Source organism: Patiriisocius sp., assembly GCF_051252435.1.
Taxonomy (GTDB): Bacteria; Bacteroidota; Bacteroidia; order Flavobacteriales; family Flavobacteriaceae; genus Patiriisocius.
This window is the reverse complement of sequence record NZ_JBPOFW010000001.1, coordinates 387,850-404,157: the sequence shown is the minus strand read 5'-3', so window position 1 is coordinate 404,157 and position 16,308 is coordinate 387,850. Positions and strand designations below refer to the sequence as shown.

Annotated in this window: 11 protein-coding genes; 4 read left to right on the top strand and 7 right to left on the bottom strand. The window is 36.5% G+C overall.

What is annotated here, in order from left to right:
- A complete protein-coding gene (locus ACSHW7_RS01725; protein ID WP_435677590.1) occupies positions 1–1,275 on the bottom strand; it encodes a ribonucleotide-diphosphate reductase subunit beta in 1,275 nt (424 codons plus the stop codon).
- A gap of 727 nt (positions 1,276–2,002) precedes the next feature.
- The gene (locus ACSHW7_RS01720) at positions 2,003–4,264 is read right to left on the bottom strand and encodes an inorganic phosphate transporter (RefSeq protein ID WP_435677589.1); all 2,262 of its coding nucleotides are present in this window, start codon (positions 4,262–4,264) and stop codon (positions 2,003–2,005) included.
- Between the two features lie 356 nt (positions 4,265–4,620).
- Between ACSHW7_RS01720 and ACSHW7_RS01715 the strand changes: the two genes are divergently transcribed.
- Positions 4,621–4,929, top strand: a complete 309-nt coding sequence (locus tag ACSHW7_RS01715) for a toxin-antitoxin system YwqK family antitoxin (protein WP_435677588.1) — start codon at positions 4,621–4,623, stop codon at positions 4,927–4,929.
- 84 nt (positions 4,930–5,013) lie between these two features.
- Here the strand turns inward: ACSHW7_RS01715 and ACSHW7_RS01710 are convergent, their stop codons facing one another.
- Positions 5,014–6,234 (bottom strand): multidrug transporter, encoded by a 1,221-nt coding sequence (locus ACSHW7_RS01710; RefSeq protein ID WP_435677587.1) that lies wholly within the window; start codon positions 6,232–6,234, stop codon positions 5,014–5,016.
- Between the two features lie 40 nt (positions 6,235–6,274).
- Entirely contained in the window at positions 6,275–9,085 is a 2,811-nt protein-coding gene (locus ACSHW7_RS01705) for a TonB-dependent receptor domain-containing protein (protein WP_435677586.1), read from the bottom strand.
- 175 nt (positions 9,086–9,260) lie between these two features.
- On the opposite strand from ACSHW7_RS01705, the gene ACSHW7_RS01700 reads away from it, so the two are divergent.
- Both ACSHW7_RS01700 and ACSHW7_RS01695 read left to right on the top strand, forming a co-directional pair.
- Positions 9,261–10,604 (top strand): deoxyguanosinetriphosphate triphosphohydrolase, encoded by a 1,344-nt coding sequence (locus tag ACSHW7_RS01700; RefSeq protein WP_435678250.1) that lies wholly within the window; start codon positions 9,261–9,263, stop codon positions 10,602–10,604.
- Positions 10,605–10,698: 94 nt separating this feature from the next.
- A complete protein-coding gene (locus tag ACSHW7_RS01695; protein ID WP_435677585.1) occupies positions 10,699–13,311 on the top strand; it encodes a T9SS-dependent M36 family metallopeptidase in 2,613 nt (870 codons plus the stop codon).
- 62 nt (positions 13,312–13,373) lie between these two features.
- Here the strand turns inward: ACSHW7_RS01695 and dxs are convergent, their stop codons facing one another.
- On the bottom strand, positions 13,374–15,155 hold the full coding sequence (dxs, locus tag ACSHW7_RS01690; protein WP_435677584.1) for a 1-deoxy-D-xylulose-5-phosphate synthase: 1,782 nt from the start codon (positions 15,153–15,155) through the stop codon (positions 13,374–13,376).
- Positions 15,156–15,259: 104 nt separating this feature from the next.
- Here dxs and ACSHW7_RS01685 point away from each other — a divergent pair, with 104 nt between their 5' ends.
- A complete protein-coding gene (locus ACSHW7_RS01685) occupies positions 15,260–15,709 on the top strand; it encodes a nucleoside deaminase (RefSeq protein ID WP_435677583.1) in 450 nt (149 codons plus the stop codon).
- Between the two features lie 60 nt (positions 15,710–15,769).
- On the opposite strand, the gene ACSHW7_RS01680 is transcribed toward ACSHW7_RS01685, so the two are convergent.
- Together ACSHW7_RS01680 and ACSHW7_RS01675 are read right to left on the bottom strand one after the other, a co-directional pair.
- Positions 15,770–15,961 carry a cold-shock protein gene (locus ACSHW7_RS01680; RefSeq protein WP_435677582.1) on the bottom strand — a complete coding sequence of 64 codons (192 nt, stop codon included), beginning with the start codon at positions 15,959–15,961 and terminating at the stop codon, positions 15,770–15,772.
- Between the two features lie 92 nt (positions 15,962–16,053).
- Positions 16,054–16,299, bottom strand: coding sequence for a hypothetical protein (locus tag ACSHW7_RS01675; protein ID WP_435677581.1), 246 nt, complete (start codon positions 16,297–16,299; stop codon positions 16,054–16,056).
- Positions 16,300–16,308 lie beyond the last annotated feature (9 nt).

Sequence of the window (16,308 nt, the reverse complement as noted above, 5' to 3'; positions counted from 1 at the left end):
TTAAAAAAGGTCGTCGCTAGTTATACTTTGTGTTCTTTTACTATAGTTTACAGATCGTTTTACGAAGAAGTCGCCGTGTTTGGTTCCTATTATTTCGTCATCAAACCATTCGGTTTCTCTAACGAGGGTTTCGTCAACATCAAAAACTTCTTCAACACCTATGCTTACTAAAGATTTATTGAAACGGTTTTTCAAGAATTCATTAATTACATTTTTTGGTAAAAAGTCTAATTCTCCGTCTTCAAAAATCCAATTTACTAGATCAACTTCTGCTTCAAATGCATCTAGGCATAGTTGTTTGATGTTTGCGTGATATTCTGGCGTGAACCATTCAGGGTGTTCATCTCTTAAAATTTGGATAAGTTCAATACCAAAATCACCATGAATTTGCTCTTCCTTTGAAGTTGCCTCTACCACATTAGAGATACCTTTCAACATATTCTTGTGCTTGTTAAAAGCCATGATAATCAAGAATTGTGAGAATAATGATACGTGCTCAATAAATAGAGAGAATAATAATACAGACTCGGCATATTCTTTATTGTCCTCACTTTTTGAGTTACGAAGTGCGGTTTCTAAATACTGCACACGTTTCATGATAACTGGTTTTTTCTTCAGTGCTTTAAATTCTTTGTTTAAGCCAAGAATTTCTAGAAGGTGAGAATATGCATCTGCGTGACGCACTTCGCTTTCAGCAAAAGTAGAACCTACAGCACCTATTTCTGGTTTAGGCATCCTGTGATATAGGTCACCCCAAAAATTCTTAACTGCTACCTCGATTTGAGAAATAGCAAGCATCGTGTTTTTTATTGCGCTACGTTCTACGTTATTTAATTTTGTTTTAAAATCTTGAATATCGCTTGTAAAATTAAACTCGGTATGAATCCAATACGAGTGACGGATTGCAGGAACGTATTCGTACAGTTGAGGATACTCATAAGGTTTAAGACTTATACGTTTTTCAAAGATATCAGTCTTACGTTCTTGGGCTCTTTTATCGCGATAGAGTATGTATGCTTTTGCCACTTCTGGGAAACCACATTCCATTAGTTTTGTCTCTACAACATCCTGTACTTGTTCAATAGTAGGGATGTATGTAGGGTCGCTTTCTTTTCTTTCTAGAAGCACCTTATATACAGATAGTGCAACATTTTGAGCATCGTCGTCAGACCCTGTTTCATTGGCATTCATCGCCTTCAATACAGCGGCTGTTATTTTGTCTAGGTGAAACGATTTTGTTGTAAAGTCTCGCTTCCTAATTTGTGTAATCTCCATAAATAATGTGGTAAATGTGTTCTATAATGATAGGTAAATATCTTATTAATTTAGAGACAAAATGGAGTTAATTATAGAGGTTTCTCAACATGGTTATTAACAAAACGTTAAGAGATCAACAAGGATAGGAGTTCACGCTAAAATGAAAAATATCAACACCGTTTTGTTAAGAAGTATTGATTAAATTTCTAAAAGGAAGAAAATTGATTTGTATATAAATAGAACAAAATTATACATCTAAAATTAAAATGAACCTGACGTTTTCTCTGTTTTTAAGTGAGAAATATATTAGAAAAGGCATACATAAATAATTGATAAATAGGTAATTATAAATTTTATAGAAAAGGGGTCTATTTACTTTACAGCTCCTAGATAGTCAATGCGATTTCTACGGTACGATGGGCAATTTTTAATTTTTGATGAAATATGGATTTATGTTGACAAATGATTTGCGCTTGATTTTATGTTTTGATAGGAAACTAACTGTTAGGACTTAAGGACAGTTTTTTTTTGAAAAAGTGAAGAATTGACAGTTGCTTCCCGAACGGCTATTGACTTAAAAAATGAACTCAAAATAATTAAAAATTGGTTGCTCTTTTAAACTTGAAATTATCTTTTTTTTTCAGAAATGAATAATACAGAAATAATTAAAAAGATGCTTAATTAAAAAAAGCAGTTCACTTCAGAAGAAATAATACTGCTTTTTGATTTTAAATAGTAACAAATATTATCTTGGTTGTTTTGCATTTGTATGGGCAATATAGTATTTGGTCAAAAGGGAATCTGTCGCTTCGGCAAGGTCTTTACACTCGAGTAGAATGGTCATAAAAAGTGCCGTGTTTCTAGGGCTAGATTCTCCTTTTTTAGTACGACTAATTTGTTTGCTAATTTCTAGCGACATGAAATCTGCAAATTCCTGTTTTTGATCAATAATCTGAGGGAGGTTATGCATTGATTTATTGTTAAACTCTGTTCTCACTTTATCAAACAATATTAGCATTTTGCTTTCTATCACTTTTAAATCCTTGATTTGGCTGAAAGTCAATCCACGATGTCCGTTTTTTACGTGTTTATAACTCTTGTTGCTTATAAGATTGAGCGATTGCACGATGTCTTGCAGTTTATCTTGGACGAGTAAATAAAATTGACTTGCACCTGCTCCTGTTTCATCAGTATTTTTCATGTAATAGAAAACATGGCTGTTTAGTTCATCCATTTCGTCACCCAGCTTGTCTCCTTGGCGTTGTGCTTTTTTGAGTCCTGACAAGTCCTGTTTCGCTAAATTTTCAATCGTGTAGCTCAATAGTTTTGAAGCACGTTTCATTGTGGTTGCAACGTTGTTAGAACTTTCTTCAATTACACCAGTCATGGAAGAACTTTCGGCTTTTTTGAATAGCGCTTCTTCTTTTATTTCTAGATTTTTCTTTTTTCCACGGATAGAGCTTCTAATGATAAGAGCAATGGCGAGCAGAAGTAATATTCCTAAGGCTACTTTTCCGAAGAAATAAATAAGTGCAGCCAATATTGCAGCAGCAAAAAATGCGGAAATTGCCGTCATAAACCAACCGCCAATTACATTAATAACTCCAGCAACACGATATACTGCGCTATCGCTTCCCCAAGCTCTGTCGGCAAGAGAAGTTCCCATGGCAACCATAAATGTAACGTACGTAGTTGATAGAGGAAGTTTCATTCCCGTTGCAACCGAAATCAATACACTGGCAACCATTAAATTTACTGCGGCACGAACCATGTCAAAAGCAGGTGCTTCCTTTTCCATAATTTTTGCCGCCGTTGGGAGTGTGAACCTTTTGTCGATGGCATTCGTAATGGGGGCGGGTAAAATTTTACTAAATCCTTTATTGATAAATATTACGCCTCTCACTAAATTTTGGGCAAGCCAATTAGGTTGAAAACGCTCTTTTACTTCGTCTTGTCGAGAAAGATCGACTGATGTTTTTACAACACGCCTTGCTTTTTCACTAAACCATAATGTAAGAATCATGATTCCTCCCGCAACAAGTAATAAAAGGGGTTTTGCCTGGACTTGTTCTGAAAGGCTCTCCATTGAAAACTGTGATGCGGCAATACCTGTTTGTGCAAAAGCATCGCTGTAAGACAAGTATCCTTCGTATCCTGCCATAAATACGCCGATGAAATTTACTAAATCATTACCGGCAAAAGCCATGGCAAGTGCAAAAGTCCCAAGTATAATGATGATTTTGTAGATGTTTGTCTTTAATACTGAAATTGCTATAAATGAAAGCACCGTCCATATAACAAAGTTGGCACCTAGAAATTGCAAGAGATTTTCACTCGCCCATTGATTGAAACCTTCGGGTAGGATGGAAGTGCCTTTAAGGCCTTTTACAATGATGAAGTAAGATATTGCAGAAATACAAATACCACTAAATACAGAGGAAACCCACTTGGCTTTTTTCTGAAATTGAAATGTCAAAAGGTATCTAGTAACAAATTGGACAAACGCACCTATCGTAAATGCGACGACAACGGAGAGCAGAATTCCAAAGATAATTTCGGTTGCCTTTTCAGTATTTATGTATTCGCCTATTTGTGCGTAAGTATCGCTATTGTTTGATATTTTGATGATGGCAACGCATACAGCAGCTCCTAATAATTCAAAAACGATAGATACTGTTGTAGATGTGGGAAGGCCTAAGCTATTAAAGAAATCAAGTAGCAAAATGTCGGTAATCATTACCGCCATGAAAATAATCATTATTTCGTCGAAGTAGAATTGGCTTGGCACGAATATACCTTTTCTTGCTACTTCCATCATTCCGCTAGAGGATAAGGCTCCAAAAGCAATACCAACACTGGCAACAATCATTATAGTTTTAAAAGCAACTGCTTTTGACCCTATTGCGGAGTTTAGAAAGTTAACAGCATCGTTACTTACACCAACGACTAAATCTGCAACTGCTAGCACTCCTAGCGCAACTAACATGATTAAATAAATGCTATCCATATAAAAAGGTATTACAACGCAAATTTGGAATTAATTTTTCATGTGTATGTTATGTAAATGTTATGACTTATCAATTTGAGCTACCTATTTCTTGAGTAAATAGGTTAAATGTCTATAAAATTGAGCTACTTTAGGTAAAATAATTAGATAACATTGTAAAACATTGAATACCAAGTAATTGATGTTTCAATGTTAAATTAATGTTATGTAAATGTTTCGTAATAGTAAAAATGTTGTATATTTACATCACTATTAATTTAAATGCCCTTATTATGAAAAAATTGATTCTTTTAGTAGTTGTTGTTTTATTCGCAACAAATATGTCGTTCGCACAAGATTGTTCAAAAACTTGTGATATGAAAAAGGTTAAGAATAGTTATGTGCAGGTTGGCGATTTAATTAAAGCTACTTTGTTTCACGAAAATGGAGCTGTAGCTCAGACAGGGTTTTACACTGCTGACAATAAATTACAAGGCGAATGGACAAGTTACGATGTAAATGGTGTAGTTACGGCTGCTGCAACATATGAGAACGGTAACAAAGTAGGTGTTTGGTCTTTCTTTGACGGAAATACTAAAAAAGAAGTAACCTATGTTGATTCTAAAATTGCAAAAGTAGATACTTGGGAAATGAAAAATACCCGTGTAGTAGCAAATAGACCATAAGCTAAACCTAAACAGATTAAAATAAAAAAGAGTCCAGACGTTTATCGTCTGGACTCTTTTTTATATGGAATTAATTTTGGCTAATTAATTACGTGTCCATCCTAGACCCCAAGTTGCGAAGTCTGTTCCTGTTCCATTACCATCACCAGAGATAAAATCTGCTTCAGTAAATGTAAAGCCAGTATCGTTTTTAAGTTTAGTAGTAACATCATCAAAAGTAACATCAGTTACGCTTAAGTTACCATCAATAACTCCTTGTCCTGTTGGGCTATCTCCCATATCTCCGTCAAGGTCAAAACCTTCGTCAAATCCTCTAATTAAGAAATTAGTGAATACACCTTGAGTACCTGCTCTCAATCTTACAGCTTCAGGAGTTGTTGGTGCACCAGAACCTAAACCAACAATAGTAACATTAGTTACGGTTGGCTTAGAGTAAAATATTGGGCTTGAGTTGTTTCCTATATCTGTGTTGAAGCCATCAGCCTCAATCCCTTTATCATGGATGTTACCATGCTTAATATACACATCAGTTAAGTTTCCGCTGAAACCTTCCGTCCAATCTACTGAGTCATCTTGACAATTTGTTACTACTACAAAATTTGCATTTGCAGTTCCTCCAAAAAACTCAACACCATCATCTGCACCTTCATAAGCCTGAATATACTCAATGTTAGTGCCTGCACCTACACCATAAAAAGAAAATCCATTATTTTCAGATGAACCTGAAGCAGCCCCACCAGAGTACTCTACACGTACGTAACGAATATTTCCAGAAGCATCGTTAGCGTCACTTCCACCGTATGGTAATCCACCAATTTCACTTGTAGATGTAGCATTACCACCAGCTACAGAGTTGATAGGTGCTTTTCCTAATACAATTAGACCACCCCAATCACCAGCGTTCTGAGTTGGAGAATTTGATGTCATTACAATTGGGCAATTTGCACTTCCATTAGCATTTATTGTTGCGCCTTGTGCAATCGCAATATAAACACCAGCGCCATTATTCGCACGGATAACGGTACAAGCAGGAATGTTCAACGTTGTTCCATCAGTCATGATAAGCGCTTCTGTAAGGATGTATGTTACGTCAGAGCTTAAAGTTAAATCTGTAGTCATTGTACCACCAATATTTTCGGTAGTATTGTTGTCTCCACCACCAGAAGAACCTCCACTACCATTTGTAGTAGAACTATTGTCGATGCTGTTGTCATTGATGATGATATCAGCCGTATCATCTGCTTCACATGAAGCAAATAACATTGCTACAATCGCTAAGCTTACTAAGAAATAATTCGTTTTCATTTGTTTAAGTATTAATTGATTTTTATTTCAGTTTAAAAAGTTAAAATTTATATGATAGTTGTAATCCTAAGTTAATCCCCCTTTTGTATGACGCAATCCCTTTTCCGTTAGGAGAAGTAACAGCTACATCGCCAAAAGCAGTGTCTTCTCTAATGTATGATACATTAGGGTTTAATAAGTTTTTTGCAGCTACGTTGATTTCAAAATTCTTGCCTATTTGATTTTTCCAAACCAAGTCAAGCGTAGGAACTCCTTTTTCAATAATGTTCCCCAATTGTCCAGATCCTATTGCATCAATACGGTCGCTAAAGTATGAGAACACTGCTGTTACTTGTGGGCTGTAATTCTCGCTAATTTGTGGTGTGTAATTTAAGTCTGCGTTTACGATAAATGGAGATGCACCTTGCAGGTCTTCAGTTCTTCCTTCTTCAAATGTAGTCGTGAAAATACCTTCAGAACTTCTTAAATCTTGTTTTGTGTATAAGTACGTTGCATTTAATCCTCCAGATAAAATAGCTTTGTCGTTCTCAGTGCTTAAAAGGTTTTTTCTTATTTCAATTTCAGCTCCTAAAACTTCCGCTTTATCACCCGTTCTAAAATAACGCTGTGTTCCGGTTGCATCATTTGCAATTACTCGGTTTATAGGGTTGTTGATTTGTTTTGCGAAACCTGCAAGAGAAAATAATTGTCCTCTTCCTATAAACCATTCATATTTTAAGTCGATGTTATATATTTCAGAAAATGAAGGGTCGTTCAATAAATCTGGATTACCACCTACTTGGTTAGAAACGTCTTCGTAAACAAAAGGTGCAACCTCTTTAAATTCAGGAGTTGAAACGGTTTGACTAAATGCCAATCTTAAATTCTGATTTTCGTTTAGTGAATACTTTACATTTAAACTTGGTAAATAAAAGTTTTCATAAGCTTCTCTAAACCCAGGGTCTGAAGATAGAATGTTGATTACATCGTAGGTAATCTTTTGCTCAAATGATTCAACGCGAATTCCAGGTACTACTAATAGTTTTTCACCTAATATAATTTCAGCATTAAAAAATCCAGCATGAATATCTAAATTACCAGTGTATGTATTTTCGGGAAGTCCTGGGAAATTTGTTGTTCCAAAACCGTTTTCTGGATAGATTGGGTTAAATACTTCGGTGTTGTAAATTGTTCCTAGATTTTCAACACTAAATATATTGTCAAAATTATTAACATCAGTCACAGGAGTGTTCGGGTCGATAAAATCATAACCGTATCTAATGTTTTCAAAGAAACGCTCTTTTGTTCTTCCGTTGTAACCAAAGCTCAATTTTACTTTTTCTGAAGCTGTATAATCCAATGTTAAAAAACTGTTTAACTCAGTATCTGAAATATTTTGAAAGTAACGTTGATTATCAAAAACAATATTATTAAAGAATGATGGGTTGGTGTTTGGGTCGTTATCTAAAGCTAAATCATAACGCTCTAAACTGATACGTTTTCTGTCTGGTTGACGCGATAAAACTTTATTGTATCCCACACCGTATTCAACATTAAATTGATCATCCACCTTGTGCTCTCCCAAGATTTGATTTACAAAAATCATGTCTTGTTCAAACTGAACGTTTTGTTGAAAAAATCCTCTGTCTGTATCTAAGATAGCATCACGGTTTGTTCCTTTTCCGTCAAGACCGAAATATCCAACTTCACTGCTTGAACTATTAATGAATAAAGAATTGTAGCTTACTTTATGATCACTATTAAATCTATAGATGAAATTTGTCATTGCTGTTGTAGTGGTAGAATATTCATATTCTTCAGCATTTTGAAAACTCTTTTTATCTACTGTTGAAAATTCTGCTGTTGGCCCTTGTCTGTACTCAAAACCATTATCAAAAGATGCAGTAAAGAAAACGCTAAATCTATCGTTAGTTCCTATATCCCATGATTTACCGCCACTCAAACTACCTTCAATTGCTATAGGCACTCCAGCGTCTACAGGGTCAATCCCGTGTGATAAAATAACAGCAAAAGGATTGTTGTCGTACCGATTGTAAAATCCGAAATAGCCAGTTCCTTCAGTCCTTACAAAATCTTCTCCTACCGAGTTTGTATTAATTCCAGTTCCTAAATTTACGTCTAGAAAACCATCTCCCGTATATTTTTTTGAAACGATATTCACATTACCAGCTGAGAAGTCTCCATAAAATCTTGAAGAATAAGCCTTACTTACACCCACACTTTGGATAATGTCACTAGAAAAAAGACCAAGGTCTATGTTTTTCTTTTCAATATCATTTGAAGGTAATGAAAGACCGTTGTATGTTGTATTTAAATATCTGTCTCCAAGACCACGAACATAAACGTTGCTACCCCCTTCTTGTTTAGAGATACCTGAAATTTTGGTAACAGCGCCGGCAGCATCACCAACACCCTTACGTGCTAATTCGTCAGAGCCTATACTTTGAATAATTGTTGTTGCCTTTTTTTGTTCTAAGATAAGAGCAACTTCGCTATCTCTTCTTACGGTTGTTGTGATTACAACTTCGTCAAGAGCAGCAGCACTTGCACCAAGTGGCACATTTACAGTAGTCACTTTATCAGCAACTACAGTAACAGGAAGTTCAACGGTTTCATAACCAACAAAACTGTATTCAATAATATAGTCTCCTGCTTCAAGGTCATTGATCGCATAAAGACCATCAAAGTCTGTGGTTGTTCCTTTTGTGGTTCCTTTTATTATAACATTTGCAAATGGCAAGGGTGAATTATCGGCATCTTTGTCGGTGAGCGCCCCTACAATACTTCCTTGTCCTTGAGCAAAAATAAAAGAAGTAAAAGCTAAAAATATAAATGTAAAAAGGTGTTTCATTTTTCTATTAATTTCTTGATGCAAATAAAGCGCAACTATGTAAACTTCGTGTTAACCATAGTTTATGCTAGTGTCATTTATACGTTACCTCAATGTTAAGCCATTTTCTTGTACACACTATTTAAAGTACTTACACAAAACAGTATCTTGCATCAAATTAAAATAGTACGCTATGATGCAATGGGAGCAATTACTTTCACTTAGAAAACAAGGGGTCACCAATAAAAGATTGCGAATTGAAGAAGACGAAACCAGATTGGGTTTTGAAGTCGATTATGATCGCATCATTTTCTCTAGCGCCTTTAGGAGTTTGCAAGACAAAACACAAGTAATTCCGTTTTCAAAAACCTCATTTGTACACACGAGATTGACGCACAGTCTTGAGGTTTCAGTCGTGGGTCGTTCATTGGGGCGGGCAGCTGGAAAGGCTATTTTAGAAAAACACCCAGCCTTGAAAACCGTACATGGGTATCATTTTAATGATTTTGGAGCTATTGTCGCAGCCGCCTCTTTGGCGCACGACATAGGAAATCCACCCTTTGGGCACAGTGGAGAAAAAGCAATAGGCGATTATTTTTCTAACGGAAACGGAACTCGTTTCAAGAATGCGTTGTCTCAAAAAGAATATCAAGATTTAATTGACTTTGAAGGAAACGCCAACGGCTTTAAAATACTTACCGAAACCAAAAACGGTGTTGACGGTGGCTTGCGTTTAACATACGCAACATTGGGTGCTTTTATGAAATACCCTAAAGAATCACTTCCCAAAAAACCAACAGCTCATATAGCAGATAAGAAATACGGAATTTTCCAAGGCGAAAAAAGTTTTTTTGAAGAAGTTGCCCAAGAATTAGGACTTCTGAAAAGAGGTAATCTTGAAGATGTAAGCTATTCAAGACACCCATTAGCATACCTAGTAGAAGCCGCCGATGATATTTGCTACACCATTATAGATTTTGAAGACGGTATCAATCTAGGACTTATTGATGAAGAAGTAGCACTGGAATATCTTATCACTCTTGTAAAAGATAATATCAATAGAGAAAAGTATACTGGATTGACTCAGGCTTCAGATAGATTGGCATATTTGCGTTCGCTTGCCATTAGTACACTTATTCAAGAAGCGACCAAACAGTTTCTGGAAAATGAAGACGCAATTTTAAGAGGAGAATTTTCACAATCTTTAATGGATAAATGTGCCTACAAAGCACAAATAGTTGACATCATTAAAATAAGTATTGCGAAGGTTTATGAGAGCGATGAGGTAATCGAGAAAGAAATATCTGGGTACAAAATGATTGCTACTTTATTGGATGCCTTTACTACTGCTTTTGAAAACTTATATAGTGACCGTAAGGAACGCCATTATGATCGACTAATATTGCATCATTTTAAAAACAATATTGCTGAAAATCCCTCTGTGTACGAGTATTTAATGCAATGTTGTCATTTTGTATCCAGACTTACCGACGGAAATGCCCTACAGATTTTCCAAAAACTAAATGGAAAATTGGAATAAAGTAAAAATCGCCTGTTAAATTTCAATTTCTATCAAAGAAGTGTTTATATTTTGGGTAAATTCGTTAAACAGAAAATAATCAATAATTAATTCTATGAAAAAAGCACTAATATTCATCGCGTGTCTAACCTTTGGTTTTGTCTATGCGCAAGATTATTCGCAAATCATTACATCTCATTTAAATGAAAATCGCGCACAATTAGGTTTGCAACCACAGGATATTGAAAACCTAGAAGTAAACTCTCATAGTTACTCAAAAAGTCTTTCTCTTGAAAATGTATACGCAACACAACTTATAAATGGCATTCCGGTGGTAAATTCACTATCTTCTTTTGCTGTTAAAAATGGGTCTGTTCAATATGCAAAAGTTGCGTTTGTGGCGAATGCAAATCAAAAAGTAAATACTACTACACCATCTATTTCTGCTAGCCAGGCAATCGCCAATGCTTCAACAGCATTGGGAATAACAAGTCCGTCGGGTCTTCAAATCATTGAAACAGTTTCATCAAACTCTTTCATATTTAATGATGGTTCTATTTCACAAGAAAACATTCCTGTTAAATTGGTGTACGAATTAAATGACGACAACACTATCAAGTTAGCTTGGGATTTAAGCATCTATTATTTAGATGGAAGTCATTATTACAGCGTTCGAGTTGATGCGACAAGTGGAAATATACTTTCAAAAAATGATTGGGTAGTGAGTTGTACTTTTGGAGAAAGACCTCATGGTCACGTAAATAAGAAATTATTTTCAGGAGAGAGTGTTTTATTTGAGACAACTTCAACTTCGGCAAATATGACCGTTGATGCAGCTGGTGGATCTGTATATAGAGTATTTCCAGTGCCTATTGAAAGTCCTAATCACGGCATAGACCAATTAGTAAATGACCCAGCAGATCTTATAGCTTCTCCTTTTGGGTGGCACGATACAGATGGCGTTGCAGGTCCAGAGTTTACTATTACACGTGGAAATAATGTAGTTGCAAGAGACGATATTGATGCAAATAATACTGGTGGATTGTCTCCGGATGGAGGAGCTTCTTTGACATTTAACTTTCCGTACCAATTTGACACAGCGCCAGTAAATATGCTTGATGCTGCAACAACCAATTTGTTTTATTGGAACAATATCATGCATGATGTTTGGTATCAATACGGTTTTGATGAAGCAAGCGGAAATTTCCAAGATAATAACTATGGAAATGGAGGTAATGGAAATGACTTTGTTGATGCGCAAGCACAAGATGGAGGAGGAACAAACAATGCCAATTTTTCAACACCACCAGATGGAGGAAATGGTAGAATGCAAATGTATTTATGGTCACCATCGGGACCTGCAGGTGAGCCTTTGACTATTAATAATGGACCATTGATGGGGGATTATTTCGGAGTCGCTGCTACTTTTGGAGCACCATTGCCGGAAGATGTGCCTATAACATCAGATTTGGCATTAGTACTTGATGATAATGCTGGAGTATCAGTTGATGAACTTGATGCCTGTGATATGATTACCAATGGTTCTGATTTAGATGGAAAAATTGTAGTGATTAGAAGAGGTGAATGTGAGTTTGGATTTAAAATGCTCGCGGCTGAAAATGAAGGCGCTGTTGCTGTAATTATGGTTAACAATGTTCCAGATGCGCCGATAGCAATGGGACCTGGTGATGTGGGAGACCAAGTTACAATTCCTGGAATTATGGTAAGTCAAGCTGATGGTGATGCAATTATTGCAGCACTTCAAAATGGTGATACGGTAAATGCATCTTTATTAAATGCAGGACCTTATTTTATTGATGGTGATCTTGATAACGGGATTATCGCACACGAATATGGACACGGAATTTCAAACAGACTTACCGGAGGACCTAATGCAGCTGGTTGTTTAGGAAACGATGAGCAAATGGGTGAAGGATGGAGTGACTGGTTCGGTTTAATGTTGACAATGCAAGCGACAGATACGCGAAACGATATCAACGGAATAGGAACATACGCAACTGGCCAACCTACAGATGGTGGTGGAATTAGAGAAGCTCCGTATAGTACAGATTTTTCAATCAATGATTATACGTACGACGATATCAAAGGAAATGTATCAGTGCCACACGGAGTAGGATTTGTATGGGCAACGATGCTTTGGGAAATGACGTGGGACTTAGTGGATGAGTATGGTTTTGATGCAGATTTATACAATGGAACAGGTGGAAACAATATTGCAATGCAATTAGTAATTGATGGATTAAAGCTACAAGGATGTAGTCCAGGATACATTGATGGTAGAGATGCAATTCTTGAGGCTGACATGATTGCAAATGGTGGAGCAAATGAGTGTTTGATTTGGGAAGCTTTTGCTAGAAGAGGTCTTGGATTCAGCGCAACGCAAGGAAGCTCTAACAATTTATTTGATGGTAATGAGGCTTTTGATTTGCCAAACAACTGTGAATTGTCAAGCGGAGATAGAGGGTCAATTGACAACATCATAATTTTCCCGAATCCTTCTAACGGACAAGTAAACATTAGAGCTGTCCAAAATGGAGGCGTTGCGGTGGCAACTGTTTATGATATTAACGGTAGAAAAATGTTAGTACAAGATATTGATTTGTCAAACACGGCAACATTAAATGCAACTTCATTGACTATTGGAGTTTATATCTTGACAATCAATGGAGATAATTATACGCACACAGCCAAGTTGATTATTGAATAACGTTTCAATAGTAACTTCTAAAAAATATGATAAACGAGATCACTTAGTGGTCTCGTTTTTTATTAGAGGTATTTCAAAATGGACTCTTTGATTTTTTCTTCGGAAATTCCAGCTAGTTGCTGTAACTCTTCGACAGTACCATGCTGCGGAAACGAATCAGGAATACCTAAAATTTCAAATTCATTTTTAAACTGAAATTTGGCGGCAAATTCTAAAACAGCACTACCAAAACCTCCTGAAACAACGCCATCTTCAATTGTGATAATTATTGGATAGATTTTTAAAATTTCAGAAAGAAGGGTTTCATCCATTGGTTTGACAAATCGCATATCATAAAGTCCAATAGTATTTTCACTATTCAATTTTTCAACCGAAGCAATCGCATTTTGTGCATTGATTGCTAACGTTCCCACAGTTAAAATTGCGATTCTTTTTCCGGTCTTAAGTGTTGTTCCTTTTCCGATTTCGATAGACTGAAAAGGTTGCTGCCAATCTTTTATGTGTCCGCGACCTCTTGGATAGCGTATGGCAATTGGTAGTTTGAGTCCCTTTTGTGCGGTGTATAAAATATTACGAAGTTCGATTTCGTTGCGCGGTGCAAAAATGATGAGATTGGGAATGCACCTCAAATATGCGATATCAAAAATACCGTGATGCGTTGCGCCATCTTCTCCCACAATCCCCGCTCTATCCAAACAAAAAATAACGGGCAATTTTTGCAAACATACATCGTGTATTACTTGATCGTAAGCCCGCTGTAAAAAGGTAGAATATATATTACAGAAAACATGAAACCCTTGCGTCGCCAATCCAGCAGCAAACGTTACGGCATGCTGTTCTGCAATACCAACATCAAACGCTCTTAACGGAAATACTTCCATCATGTATTTAAGGGAACTTCCCGTAGGCATAGCGGGAGTGATGCCAATAATCTTTTCATTTTGAGCGGCAAGTTCTACAATGGTTTTTCCAAATACATCTTGAAATTTAGGAGGTAAAGTTTCGGATGTCTTTGGGTATGTGTCGCCAGTTTCGGCATTAAATTTTCCTGGAGCGTGGTATTTTACTTGGTCTTCTTCGGCTTGGCGTAATCCTTTTCCCTTTTTAGTGATTACGTGTAGTAATTTGGGGCCCTTTATTTTTTTGAGTCGGCCCATTTCAGCAATTAAAACTTTTAAATCATGCCCATCAACAGGACCAGAATAGTTGAAGTTCAATGCCTCAAAAATGTTATCGAGTTTTGGTGCGCCGTCGAGGGTCACTTTAGAAAAATATTGTTTGAGCGCGCCCACGCTTGGGTCTATACCAATAGCGTTGTCATTTAAAATTATCAATAAATTAGTGTCCGTCACACCTGCGTGGTTGAGGGCTTCGAACGCCATGCCGCTAGCGATAGATGCATCGCCAATAACCGCGATATGTTGTTTTTGAAAGTCCCCACTAAGTTGAGATGCAATCGCCATACCCAATGCTGCTGAAATAGAAGTGCTGCTATGCCCGGTGCCAAAAGTATCGTACTCACTTTCATCCATTTTTGGGAATCCGCTAATTCCATTTAACCTGCGGTTGGTTTCAAAAACATCCCGTCTTCCTGTCAATATTTTATGTCCGTAGGCTTGGTGTCCCACATCCCAAACGAGCAAGTCGGTTGGTGTGTTGAAAACGTAGTGGAGTGCAATGGTCAATTCGGCAACGCCAAGACTTGCGCCTAGGTGTCCTTCTTTAGTGGCGACTGCGTGAATGATAAATTCACGTAATTCTTGTGCGAGTTGAGGTAATTGATTTTCATCAAGTTTTCTCAAATCGGCTGGAAAATTAATTGTATGTAAAAGTGATTTTTGCACGAAACAAAGATAGTACTATTACGGCATGCTACAATTTGAGTAGTTTTGTAATTAAGCTGAAATTTCAGAAAAGAAAACAATACCATTTCATTTATATTACGAAGATGATTGAACCCTACGACGATACTTATTTTATGAAACGCGCCATGCAAGAAGCGGAGGCGGCTTACGATAAGGGCGAAATACCCATAGGTGCGGTTATTGTAGTGAAGAATCAAATCATCGCAAGAGCACACAACCTCACAGAGACACTAACAGATGTTACCGCTCATGCAGAAATGCAAGCCATTACCGCAGCGGCAAACTATCTTGGGGGGAAATATTTAAAAGATTGCACGTTGTATGTGACGATTGAGCCCTGCCAAATGTGTGCGGGCGCTTTATATTGGAGCCAGATTTCGAACATTGTGTATGGTGCGCGCGATGAACAGCGCGGTTGTATTACAATGGACACAAAGCTACATCCTAAAACAAATATGAAAGGTGGCGTTTTAGCCGAAGAGGCTTCTACATTATTAAAACGGTTTTTTATAGAAAAACGAAATTTAAACTAATAAAAAAATCCCACTCTTTTGAGCGGGATTTTTGTAATCAATTGAAAAATATATCTTTTCTTAGATAACACGCACTTGGCCTGCTACCATACCTTTTCTTCCTTCTTCTTCAACATATTCTACTTTGTCACCTTCTCTAACGGTTTCTCCGTTAAGACCTGTAACATGTAAAAAAATGTCTTTTCCAGTGTCATCATTAGTGATAAAACCGAAACCTTTTGATTCGTTGAAAAACTTTACTGTTCCTTCCATTGTAATATAAATAAATTAATAATAGGACAAATGTAGTCAAATTTTGATGCGAAATGTTATCTAAATATCAAATTTTTGTAAGGATGTTACATTTATAACTTGTTATTATCTGTGTATTTACGCATTTTTTCGATGTTTTCTTTGTTGAGCATATAGTCTTGTACATTCTTCCCTTTCCAACGATGATATATAAATGTGGGCATCCAAACCAAGAAAAGCATTGCTACGCCAAGGCCTATACACAAGTGTCCCGTGGGTACATCTTCAGCTATAATATAAAATCCATATCCAGCCAATATTACTGCGCTAAAAAATAAAATGGTAAGTACTATTCTCATTTTCATTGC